This window comes from Lentibacillus cibarius, from assembly GCF_005887555.1.
Lineage (GTDB): Bacteria > Bacillota > Bacilli > Bacillales > Amphibacillaceae > Lentibacillus > Lentibacillus cibarius.
The window spans coordinates 2,253,369-2,265,153 of the sequence record NZ_VCIA01000001.1 but is presented as its reverse complement, the minus strand read 5'-3'; the positions used below and the strand labels follow the sequence as shown (position 1 = coordinate 2,265,153).

Genomic DNA, 11,785 nt, shown 5'->3' with positions numbered 1-11,785 from the left:
TTTACTTGTCTTCCTTCTGTTTTTTTAGCCATTTTGCTTCCGCTTCCGCCAACCGTAAATAATTGGGGGCCAGCATATGTGTATCATCTGGTGATTTCTGTTGTCCAGCCAATGCTAAATGGGATGGATTCGCCACGTTGCAAGTCCCGTGGGGAATAACTGCCCGGCTTCCCATCTGTTCCAAAATTCGTTCCTGATGTAATTGCATATCCGGACTTACAAACAGTACTTCTTGTTGCATATTCGCCAGCTTATGCAGCCAATCGTCCATGACTATATTCCTCTCATCCGCTACCGGTACAAGTATCCCTTCTTGCCACCGGTATAGCCCTGTATAAACAAGACCGCGCCGTGCATCAAAAAATGGACATATATACGAATCATAAAAACGTCCCTGCCAGGCAAGTACTTCCAGACTGGAAACACCCGTAACAGGAATGTCGAGCGACCATGCCATTGATTTTGCCGTTGTCAAACCAATGCGTACCCCTGTATAAGAACCAGGACCTTTTGCAACCACGATTCTATCCAAGTCGACAGGTGTCATATTCACCTCATGCATTAGATGAACGATTGCCGGCATCAACCGTTCCGAATGGTTCTTCTTTATGTTTGTCATGAACTCGCCTAAGGGCCGTCCGTCTTTCAGCACCGCCACACCCATCGCTTGATTTGATGTATCTATAGCTAATATATTCATTGCCAGTAACTCCTTGCCATCAACCGATCAACTCGGCTGCAATTGATTTGAAATGTGCATTCCCGGGGAAAAGTGTCAGCACACGTGTATGTTCATCAGCATAAGTGATGGTTATATTCAAATATGCTTCAGGGAGGTGCTCCTTAATAAAATGTGCCCACTCAACAACACAAACACCATCACCGTTAAAGTATTCATCAAAACCAATATCTTCATCACTGTCCTCTAGCCGATAGACGTCCATATGGTAAAAAGGAAGCTCCCCTTCATATTCTTTAATGATAGTAAACGTCGGGCTATTTACCGTGCGCTTAACACCCAGGCCATGAGCAATCCCTTTTGCGAACGTTGTTTTTCCTGCCCCAAGGTCACCTTCTAACGTAACGACATCACCTGGTTTCAAAAGCGATGCAAGTTTTTCAGCAAGCCGTTCAGTTTCATTATCCGTGTGTGTTGTTATTTGATAATCGTCCATATCATCACCTGCTTCGATGGGTATACCCCTTTTTCAGTAGACGTTTAGGTGTATGGCTATCATCCACTAACCATACATGATGATCCTTATTTTCCCTATTATTAGCATATCCGATTGCAGTCAGCGGTGTGCTGTTTCTCGCAGCAATGCTTTTTAGCTGTTCCCACTCACTTTCCGGAACAGCACCTAACAGTTCAAAGTCTTCCCCACCATATAATTTCCATTTATGCTGCTCTTCTTCAGAAAACTGCTCAAAGGAATCCCTGACAGGAAGTTGATTCTCATAGATGGTCAGACTGACTTGCGAAGCCTCGGCAATCTCATTTGCTTCACTGGCAAGCCCGTCACTTATATCATTTAGTGCGACCCTAGTCAATGGCTCCAGCTGTTTAGCAAAAGCTGATCTAATCTGTGGCATACGGTGTCTATCCATGTAGTATGAACTGTCTTTATAGAACTTGTTACTGTTCAAAATATGAAACCCCGCAGCAGCGTCCCCTAATGTACCTGTCACAAACAAAACATCACCAGGTTCTGCCGCGCTCCGAAGCCGCGCTTGCTTCCTATTCACAAAGCCAATGACCGTGATGGCAATGGATAGCTCATTGCCGGAAACTGTGTCACCACCAATTAAATCCATGCGATGGTCAGACGCCGCATAAGACATACCCTTGTATATATCATTCAATTCTTCATCAGAACAAGGATCCGGAATGACGATTGATACTAGGTAAAAGGCCGGTGCTGCCCCCATTGCAGCTATATCACTTATATTTGCCGCCAGTGCTCGGTAGCCAATATAAAAAGCGTCCATCAATGCCCTGGAAAAATGGACATCTTCTACTAATGTATCTGCAGCTGTAACGATATCCTGCGCTGATTGACGAAAAACTGCCGCGTCATCCCCGATACCTTTTACCAACGCTGGCTGCTTATACAACGATTGCTTTATCTGATCAATAAAAGTAAACTCATCCATGTGCAAACCACCATATCGTTTATTTTACCTATTTCGGAAACCTTGACCCTTTATCTCAGCTCGTATCGTGTACCGAAGATTTCTTGTAAGGTCATCTTTTAACATTAAAAATGTTGGTGAACGTTAACTTTATAATAGCAAACGAAGTAGAAAAAGAAAAAGCATTCCATCTTAATTTATCACGCATGTACAGGATATATAACCTTACCTGTCCTACTAATCATCAGTTTGAAGATTGGAAGAACAGACTAAGTTCGTCACGTCTTATATAGGCGCCCTCACTGGCACGTCCTGTGCGTCCGAAGGCTAAAACCGCGACGTCCAGTCGCAATGCCTGCATTGGCACGTCTTGTGCGTCAATCTGGCGTGGCTGGTTTGGGGCCTAAGCTGTCCGCAGCAATCCAAATCTATCATTTCCTAGATACAACAAAACCGTTTCTTTATGAATCGAAACGGCTGTATCGTTATGTATTTCATTTTAACGTCTCTATATAAACAGTATTTATTTATTTGCAGCCTTTATGACACTATGTTCTTCATATTAAAAAAACATGTTTCCACTCCCCGGAAATCATGTTCGCATTTAGTATGGCGGTCCGGACGGGACTCGAACCCGCGACCTCCTGCGTGACAGGCAGGCATTCTAACCAACTGAACTACCGGACCTAATAATAATGTTATACTACAGCTATTGTCAGCTAGTGAGATGCTTACTTAAAAAATAAATTAAACTATTTTTGATTGCACTCATAAAGTACTATTGATATTCAATTAACATTGATGACTACTCGGTGTAGTTAATTGAATAATTTTGGTTGCGGGGGCAAGATTTGAACTTGCGACCTTCGGGTTATGAGCCCGACGAGCTACCAGACTGCTCCACCCCGCGATATAACAAGGGGTAATTTACACCCTAAAAACTAAATAAGAGTATGATTCAACGACTGTAGTAGTAGTTAAGTCCTCGATCGATTAGTATCCGTCAGCTCCACGTGTCACCACGCTTCCACCTCGGACCTATCAACCTCATCGTCTCTGAGGGATCTTACTCACTCGAAGTGATGGGAAGTTTCATCTTGAGGGGGGCTTCATGCTTAGATGCTTTCAGCACTTATCCTTACCACACGTAGCTACCCAGCTGTGCTCCTGGCGGAACAACTGGTACACCAGCGGTGTGTCCATCCCGGTCCTCTCGTACTAAGGACAGCTCCTCTCAAACTTCCAGCGCCCACGACGGATAGGGACCGAACTGTCTCACGACGTTCTGAACCCAGCTCGCGTACCGCTTTAATGGGCGAACAGCCCAACCCTTGGGACCGACTACAGCCCCAGGATGCGATGAGCCGACATCGAGGTGCCAAACCTCCCCGTCGATGTGAACTCTTGGGGGAGATAAGCCTGTTATCCCCGGGGTAGCTTTTATCCGTTGAGCGATGGCCCTTCCATGCGGAACCACCGGATCACTAAGCCCGACTTTCGTCCCTGCTCGACTTGTAGGTCTCGCAGTCAAGCTCCCTTGTGCCTTTACACGCCATGAATGATTTCCAACCATTCTGAGGGAACCTTTGGGCGCCTCCGTTACTTTTTGGGAGGCGACCGCCCCAGTCAAACTGCCTGCCTGAAACTGTCTCCGGGCCGGATAACGGCCCTGGGTTAGAATGTTCGTACAGCCAGGGTGGTATCCCACGGGTGCCTCCGCGTAAGCTAGCGCTCACGCTTCGACGGCTCCCACCTATCCTGTACAAGCTGTACCAACATTCAATATCAAGGTGCAGTAAAGCTCCACGGGGTCTTTCCGTCCTGTCGCGGGTAATGCGCATCTTCACGCATCGTATAATTTCACCGGGTCTCTCGTTGAGACAGTGCCCAAGTCGTTGCACCTTTCGTGCGGGTCGGAACTTACCCGACAAGGAATTTCGCTACCTTAGGACCGTTATAGTTACGGCCGCCGTTTACTGGGGCTTCGGTTCAACGCTTCGCCCGAAGGCTAACGCATCCCCTTAACCTTCCAGCACCGGGCAGGTGTCAGCCCCTATACTTCGCCTTTCGGCTTCGCAGAGACCTGTGTTTTTGGTAAACAGTCGCTTGGGCCTATTCACTGCGGCTCAGACTCAGCCTGAGCACCCCTTCTCCCTAGGTTACGGGGTCATTTTGCCGAGTTCCTTAACGAGAGTTCTCCCGATCACCTTCGGATATTCTCCGCGCCTACCTGTGTCGGTTTGCGGTACGGGCACCTGTGAACTCACTAGAGGCTTTTCTTGGCAGTGTGGAATCCGGAACTTCGGTCACAATTGACCTCCCCATCACAGCTTGGAATTATTGGACGGATTTGCCTGCCCAACTTCCTCACTGCTTGGACGCACACATCCATCGGTGCGCTTTCCGTATCCTGCTGCGTCCCCCCATCGTTCAAACGCTCACGAGGTGGTACAGGAATATCTGCCTGTTATCCATCGCCTACGCCTTTCGGCCTCGGCTTAGGTCCCGACTAACCCTGAGCGGACGAGCCTTCCTCAGGAATCCTTAGGCATTCGGTGAAAGAGATTCTCACTCTTTTTTCGCTACTCATACCGGCATTCTCACTTCCAGGCGCTCCACCAGTCCTCACGGTCTGACTTCACAACACCTGAACGCTCTCCTACCATTGTTCGTAAGAACAATCCGCAGCTTCGGTGATACGTTTAGCCCCGGTACATTTTCGGCGCAGCGTCACTCGACCAGTGAGCTATTACGCACTCTTTAAATGATGGCTGCTTCTAAGCCAACATACTGGTTGTCTGGGCAACGCCACATCCTTTTCCACTTAACGTATACTTAGGGACCTTAGCTGGCGGTCCGGGCTGTTTCCCTTTCGACTATGAACCTTATCACCCATAGTCTGACTCCCAAGGTTTTACGTTGCTGGCATTCGGAGTTTGACTGAATTCGGTAACCCGATAAGGGCCCCTCGTCCAATCAGTGCTCTACCTCCAGAACGTATACCTTGAGGCTAGCCCTAAAGCTATTTCGGAGAGAACCAGCTATCTCCGTGTTCGATTGGCATTTCACCCCTACCCACACCTCATCCCCGCATTTTTCAACATACGTGGGTTCGGGCCTCCTGTCAGTGTTACCTGACCTTCACCCTGGACATGGGTAGATCACACGGTTTCGGGTCTGCGCCCGTATACTTCATCGCCCTATTCAGACTCGCTTTCGCTGCGGCTCCGTGTCTTCCACTTAACCTTGCATACGAACGCAACTCGCCGGTCCATTCTACAAAAGGTACGCCGTCACCCATAAATGGGCTCCGACTACTTGTAGGCACACGGTTTCAGGTTCTATTTCACTCCCCTTCCGGGGTGCTTTTCACCTTTCCCTCACGGTACTGGTTCACTATCGGTCACTGGGTAGTATTTAGCCTTGGGAGATGGTCCTCCCGGATTCCGACGGAATTTCTCGTGTTCCGCCGTACTCAGGATCCACTCCGGAGGAAACTGCCTTTCGACTACAGGGCTCTTACCTTCTTTGGCCGGCCATTCCAGACCATTTCGTCTAAGCAGTTTCTTGATAACTCCGATGGAGTGTCCTACAACCCCGAAAAGCAAGCTTTTCGGTTTGGGCTGGTTCCGTTTCGCTCGCCGCTACTCAGGAAATCGCGTTTGCTTTCTCTTCCTCCGGGTACTGAGATGTTTCAGTTCCCCGGGTCTGCCTTGCGTATCCTATGTATTTAGATACGCATGCTGTCCCATTACGGACAGCGGGTTCCCCCATTCGGAAATCCTCGGATCACAGTTTGCTTACAACTCCCCGAGGCATATCGGTGTTAGTCCCGTCCTTCATCGGCTCCCAGTGCCAAGGCATTCACCGTGCGCCCTTGATCACTTAACTATTGATGTCGTTGAATATTTTACTCTTATTTAGTTTTCAAGGTGCAAATAACGCCACCATATATGGTGGGCTACAATGAGGGTTCACTCCCTCAAAACTGAACCAAACAACCGAGTATGACTTTTATAATTTAACTCCAATGCCTACCGATAGTATATCGATGACAAGAAGCTTCCGTTTATTATATTCCTTAGAAAGGAGGTGATCCAGCCGCACCTTCCGATACGGCTACCTTGTTACGACTTCACCCCAATCATTGGCCCCACCTTCGGCGGCTGGCTCCAAACGGTTACCTCACCGACTTCGGGTGTTGCCAACTCTCGTGGTGTGACGGGCGGTGTGTACAAGGCCCGGGAACGTATTCACCGCGGCATGCTGATCCGCGATTACTAGCGATTCCGGCTTCATACAGGCGAGTTGCAGCCTGCAATCCGAACTGAGAATGGTTTTATGGGATTTGCTTCACCTCACGGATTCGCTTCCCTTTGTTCCATCCATTGTAGCACGTGTGTAGCCCAGGTCATAAGGGGCATGATGATTTGACGTCATCCCCGCCTTCCTCCGGTTTGTCACCGGCAGTCACCTTAGAGTGCCCAACTGAATGCTGGCAACTAAGATCAAGGGTTGCGCTCGTTACGGGACTTAACCCAACATCTCACGACACGAGCTGACGACAACCATGCACCACCTGTCACTCTGTCCCCGAAGGGAACACGGTATCTCTACCGCTGTCAGAGGATGTCAAGACCTGGTAAGGTTCTTCGCGTTGCTTCGAATTAAACCACATGCTCCACCGCTTGTGCGGGCCCCCGTCAATTCTTTTGAGTTTCAGCCTTGCGGCCGTACTCCCCAGGCGGAGTGCTTAATGCGTTAACTTCAGCACAAAGGGGCGGAAACCCCCTAACACCTAGCACTCAACGTTTACGGCGTGGACTACCAGGGTATCTAATCCTGTTCGCTACCCACGCTTTCGCGCCTCAGCGTCAGTTACAGACCAGAGAGTCGCCTTCGCCACTGGTGTTCCTCCACATCTCTACGCATTTCACCGCTACACGTGGAATTCCACTCTCCTCTTCTGCACTCAAGCCTCCCAGTTTCCAATGACCGCTCGCGGTTAAGCCACGAGATTTCACATCAGACTTAAAAGACCGCCTGCGCGCGCTTTACGCCCAATAATTCCGGACAACGCTTGCCCCCTACGTATTACCGCGGCTGCTGGCACGTAGTTAGCCGGGGCTTTCTGGTCAGGTACCGTCAAGGCATCGCCCTATTCGAACAATGCTTATTCTTCCCTGACAACAGAGTTTTACGATCCGAAGACCTTCATCACTCACGCGGCGTTGCTCCGTCAGACTTTCGTCCATTGCGGAAGATTCCCTACTGCTGCCTCCCGTAGGAGTCTGGGCCGTGTCTCAGTCCCAGTGTGGCCGATCACCCTCTCAGGTCGGCTACGCATCGTCGCCTTGGTGAGCCTTTACCCCACCAACTAACTAATGCGCCGCGGGCCCATCTGTAAGTGGCAGCTAAAAGCCGCCTTTTTAGCTTTCTCCCATGCGAGAAAAAGCATCATCCGGTATTAGCTCACGTTTCCGCGAGTTATCCCGATCTTATAGGTAGGTTGCCCACGTGTTACTCACCCGTCCGCCGCTCGTTCCACAGGCGCATGCCCCGAAGGGCAATTGCCTGCTTCACGCGCTCGACTTGCATGTATTAGGCACGCCGCCAGCGTTCGTCCTGAGCCAAGATCAAACTCTCAAAAAAGTTTGTGATAAGGCTGACACCAATCAACCTTCATGTCTTAGCTTTAAAATTGATTCCAGGGATCGAAGTCTTCATTAAATCAAATGATTTAAATTCTAACTTCTTACCTCTGACATCTTTTGTCATACTGGCTGTTTTGTTCAGTTTTCAAGGAGCAAAAGTGGGCCTGGGTGGACTCGAACCACCGACCTCACGCTTATCAGGCGTGCGCTCTGACCAACTGAGCTACAGGCCCCGAAATGGAGCGGGTGATGGGAATCGAACCCACGACATCAGCTTGGAAGGCTGAGGTTTTACCACTAAACTACACCCGCGTGATAGACTCTTTCATTCATTATTTCTGTCCGATGGTCGGGAAGACAGGATTTGAACCTGCGACCCCATGGTCCCAAACCATGTGCTCTACCAAGCTGAGCTACTTCCCGTTATTATGGCGCGCCCGAGAGGAGTCGAACCCCTAACCTCTTGATCCGTAGTCAAACGCTCTATCCAATTGAGCTACGGGCGCTTTAAAGCGACAAGGAATAATATATCATGTGATTACTAGAGTGTCAATACAAAATTTAAGTGCGGTCGAGAGGACTTGAACCTCCACGGGATTAACTCCCACTAGGCCCTCAACCTAGCGCGTCTGCCATTCCGCCACGACCGCATATAGAAAAAGTAAAATGCCGTATTTATATAGCAACAAATATCAGTGCGGATGGAGGGACTCGAACCCTCACGTCACAATGACACTAGATCCTGGGTCTAGCGCGTCTGCCAATTCCGCCACATCCGCGAATTATGATTAAGCGAGATGAATCGCAACACTTTCATCTAAACCTAGTTCCCATGTTAAATTAGAAACAAGGGAAAGGTGAGAATAAAACCATTCCCTTTTAAATGATGAGCCATGGAGGATTCGAACCTCCGACCCTCTGATTAAAAGTCAGATGCTCTGCCAACTGAGCTAATGGCTCCTATTAGTAATGATTCTGAAGTTTCGCCAGTGATCCAAAAACGTTGCACTATTACAACTGGGCTAGCTGGATTCGAACCAGCGAATCACGGGATCAAAACCCGATGCCTTACCGCTTGGCTATAGCCCAATAATGGCGGTCCGGACGGGACTCGAACCCGCGACCTCCTGCGTGACAGGCAGGCATTCTAACCAACTGAACTACCGGACCGTACCAAGGATAATATAAATATGACCCGTACGGGATTCGAACCCGTGTTACCGCCGTGAAAGGGCGGTGTCTTAACCTCTTGACCAACGGGCCATATAATGGCGGAGAAGGAGGGATTCGAACCCTCGCGCCGTCTGAAACGGCCTACACCCTTAGCAGGGGCGCCTCTTCAGCCACTTGAGTACTTCTCCATATGGCTCCACAGGCAGGATTCGAACCTGCGACCGATCGGTTAACAGCCGATAGCTCTACCACTGAGCTACTGTGGAATGTTTTGCATCGCTAATTATCGCGACGAAGAATATAATACAATATTTAATTCGCTGTGTCAACAAGTTTTGCAAAAGAATTTTTGAATGTTGTTTCCTGCAGCGCCTTTTATCTCGCAGGGACTTATACAATTTATCATGTAAAACATAATTCGTCAACACATAATATAATTTCACAATCTTAAACATTTTTCTCAGATCTTCATAATGAACTATATCCCTTTTTAATGAGTCTTATCGTGCAGTAATTCGCCTCTGCATTTGCCACACCTGTACTTCTTAAGATTGATTCTGCGGACGCGTGTGTAAACATGACCACATTGTTTGCATCGGTACCAATGTTTCCGCTGTTTTTCTGCCGAGGGTAATGGTCTGCAATGTCTAGGGGAGCCTGTCTTTTTTAATAGCTCCTTAAAATCCTTATCACCGTGTTTATAGCCTTTCCCTTCTATATGAAGATGATAATGACATAATTCATGTTTTAGAATGCCGATCAGCTCATCTTCATCAAATTCCAGGGCATACTTCGGGTTTACTTCAATTGTTCTCCTTGAAGGAATGTATCGTCCGCCGGTTGTCCGGAGACGACTATTAAAAACCGCCTGATCACGGAATGGTTTCTGAAAAAATTGCAATGATAAATCATTAATCCGTTGATTCAGTTTTTTTTCATCCATTTTACTCATATATATATATCATCCTTGACGGTAATGTAAAACCTCAATAAGAATATCCGACGCTCAGGACGTGCTAATGCAGGTATTGTGGCACGACGTCACGAACTTAGGTTGCTATCCCTATTTCCTCCCCGTGAAATTAAAATAGGGATCTTACTTTCTAGTTATTAACTGGGTCTTTACTGCTTCCTCATATTATCATGATACAATTTCAAATGCATTAGTAAAGAAATATCGACCTCTAATTAAAATTATTATAAATAAATATTGATTTTAATTAAAAATATATTATAATTAATGCTGTAGATGTTATTTCTCAAGGGAGAGGTGTACTGTTAATGACTAATGAAAAGAAACGTTTAACGACTGCATCCGGAAATCCGGTAGGGGATAATCAGAATTCAATTACTGCTGGCCAACGTGGTCCTGGATTGATTCAGGATGTTCACCTACTAGAAAAAATGGCACACTTTGATAGGGAACGGGTACCAGAACGTGTTGTGCACGCAAAAGGAACAGGGGCGCATGGTTACTTCGAGGTAACAAATGATGACATATCGAAATATACGAAAGCTGATTTTTTAAGTGAAGTTGGTAAGCAAACACCGATGTTTATCCGCTTCTCTACGGTTGCGGGTGAATTGGGATCTGCTGACACTGTTCGAGATCCGCGCGGTTTTGCGGTGAAATTTTACACACAGGAAGGAAACTATGATTTAGTTGGCAATAACACGCCTATTTTCTTCGTCCGAGATGCTATTAAATTTCCTGACTTCATCCATACACAGAAACGGAATCCGAAAACAAATCTAAAAGACAAAAATGCTGTATGGGATTTCTGGTCATTATCACCGGAATCACTGCATCAGGTCACTTATATGCACGGAGATCGGGGTATTCCGGCAACCTATCGTCATATGAATGGTTATGGAAGTCATACTTTCAAGTGGGTCAATAAAGACGGTGAGCCTTTCTGGGTTAAATATCATTTCATTTCCGAACAAGGGGTAACAGGATTAGATGAAGATGTTGCCGACCGTATCGCCGGTGAAAACCCTGACTACCATACAGAAGATTTATACAATGCTATTGATAAAGGCGATTATCCGGCCTGGAAACTTTACGTACAAATCATGCCATATGAGGATGCAAAATCATACAAATGGGATCCATTCGATGTAACGAAAACGTGGTCTAAGGAAGATTATCCACGTATCGAGGTAGGACGAATGGTGCTTAACAGAAACCCTGAAAATCACTTTGCTGAGGTGGAGCAAGCTGCATTATCCCCAGCCAATCTTGTCCCTGGTATTGAGGTCTCACCGGATAAAATGCTGCAGGGGCGCTTGTTCAGCTATTCCGATACACAGCGCTATCGTATTGGTGTCAATCATCAGCAGCTGCCAATCAACCGTCCGATCAACAATGCACAAAACTATCAATTTGATGGACAAATGCGTTATGACAATGGCGGTCGTTCCATCAATTACGAACCAAATCGCTATGAGTCCACACCAAAAGAAGATCCGGATTCCAAGATCAATTCATTTGAAGTATACGGCGATGCCGACAGTGTTGCTTATTCTGATAGCGACCATTACACACAAGCAGGCGACTTGTACCGTTTAATGAGTCCTGACGAAAAAGACCGTCTTATCAAGAATGTTGTTGGACACATGGAAAAAGTTGATTATGAAGACATTAAACTGCGTCAAATTGAGCATTTCTATAAAGCTGATCCGGAATACGGCGAGCGTGTTGCTCAAGGCCTAGGCCTATCCGTTCCTGCCGAGGTTAAATAATGAACAAAAGAGCTGATGATTCGAGGTTCATCAGCTCTTTTTATTTCACTGCTATTCTGTACGCGAACGACCTACTTCAT

General features: G+C 47.3%; 5 protein-coding genes, 14 tRNA genes and 2 rRNA genes. 1 reads left to right on the top strand and 20 read right to left on the bottom strand.

The window, feature by feature from the left end; genetic code table 11:
• Position 1 precedes the first annotated feature (1 nt).
• The 20 genes from tsaB to FFL34_RS10980 all read right to left on the bottom strand — a co-directional run bounded on the left by tsaB (position 2) and on the right by FFL34_RS10980 (position 9,912).
• A complete protein-coding gene (gene tsaB, locus FFL34_RS11075) occupies positions 2-700 on the bottom strand; it encodes a tRNA (adenosine(37)-N6)-threonylcarbamoyltransferase complex dimerization subunit type 1 TsaB (RefSeq protein ID WP_138603492.1) in 699 nt (232 codons plus the stop codon).
• 19 nt (positions 701-719) lie between these two features.
• Positions 720-1,175, bottom strand: a complete 456-nt coding sequence (gene tsaE, locus FFL34_RS11070; protein WP_138603491.1) for a tRNA (adenosine(37)-N6)-threonylcarbamoyltransferase complex ATPase subunit type 1 TsaE — start codon at positions 1,173-1,175, stop codon at positions 720-722.
• A gap of 4 nt (positions 1,176-1,179) precedes the next feature.
• Positions 1,180-2,154: a thiamine-phosphate kinase gene (gene thiL / locus FFL34_RS11065; RefSeq protein WP_138603490.1), complete on the bottom strand. Its 975-nt coding sequence runs from the start codon at positions 2,152-2,154 to the stop codon at positions 1,180-1,182.
• Positions 2,155-2,743: 589 nt separating this feature from the next.
• Positions 2,744-2,820 (bottom strand) — tRNA-Asp (locus tag FFL34_RS11060).
• A 146-nt stretch (positions 2,821-2,966) separates the two neighbouring features.
• Positions 2,967-3,043: transfer RNA gene (locus FFL34_RS11055), tRNA-Met, on the bottom strand.
• A 63-nt stretch (positions 3,044-3,106) separates the two neighbouring features.
• A 23S ribosomal RNA gene (locus FFL34_RS11050) occupies positions 3,107-6,024 on the bottom strand.
• Positions 6,025-6,218: 194 nt separating this feature from the next.
• Positions 6,219-7,785 (bottom strand): 16S ribosomal RNA (locus tag FFL34_RS11045).
• The 16S and 23S rRNA genes sit together here with 14 tRNA genes alongside, the layout of an rRNA operon.
• Before the next feature lie 161 nt (positions 7,786-7,946).
• Positions 7,947-8,020, bottom strand: a tRNA-Ile gene (locus FFL34_RS11040).
• Positions 8,021-8,025: 5 nt separating this feature from the next.
• Positions 8,026-8,099 (bottom strand) — tRNA-Gly (locus FFL34_RS11035).
• Between the two features lie 34 nt (positions 8,100-8,133).
• A tRNA-Pro gene (locus tag FFL34_RS11030) sits at positions 8,134-8,210 on the bottom strand.
• A 6-nt stretch (positions 8,211-8,216) separates the two neighbouring features.
• A tRNA-Arg gene (locus tag FFL34_RS11025) sits at positions 8,217-8,293 on the bottom strand.
• Positions 8,294-8,353: 60 nt separating this feature from the next.
• Positions 8,354-8,437, bottom strand: a tRNA-Leu gene (locus tag FFL34_RS11020).
• 46 nt (positions 8,438-8,483) lie between these two features.
• Positions 8,484-8,566 (bottom strand) — tRNA-Leu (locus FFL34_RS11015).
• 108 nt (positions 8,567-8,674) lie between these two features.
• Positions 8,675-8,747, bottom strand: a tRNA-Lys gene (locus FFL34_RS11010).
• 57 nt (positions 8,748-8,804) lie between these two features.
• Positions 8,805-8,876: transfer RNA gene (locus tag FFL34_RS11005), tRNA-Gln, on the bottom strand.
• Positions 8,877-8,880: 4 nt separating this feature from the next.
• Positions 8,881-8,957 (bottom strand) — tRNA-Asp (locus FFL34_RS11000).
• A 21-nt stretch (positions 8,958-8,978) separates the two neighbouring features.
• Positions 8,979-9,050: transfer RNA gene (locus FFL34_RS10995), tRNA-Glu, on the bottom strand.
• 6 nt (positions 9,051-9,056) lie between these two features.
• A tRNA-Ser gene (locus FFL34_RS10990) sits at positions 9,057-9,148 on the bottom strand.
• A 3-nt stretch (positions 9,149-9,151) separates the two neighbouring features.
• Positions 9,152-9,226, bottom strand: a tRNA-Asn gene (locus FFL34_RS10985).
• 224 nt (positions 9,227-9,450) lie between these two features.
• Positions 9,451-9,912, bottom strand: a complete 462-nt coding sequence (locus tag FFL34_RS10980; RefSeq protein ID WP_138603489.1) for a SprT family protein — start codon at positions 9,910-9,912, stop codon at positions 9,451-9,453.
• 329 nt (positions 9,913-10,241) lie between these two features.
• Between FFL34_RS10980 and FFL34_RS10975 the strand changes: the two genes are divergently transcribed.
• Entirely contained in the window at positions 10,242-11,705 is a 1,464-nt protein-coding gene (locus FFL34_RS10975) for a catalase (RefSeq protein WP_138603488.1), read from the top strand.
• Positions 11,706-11,785: the final 80 nt, after the last annotated feature.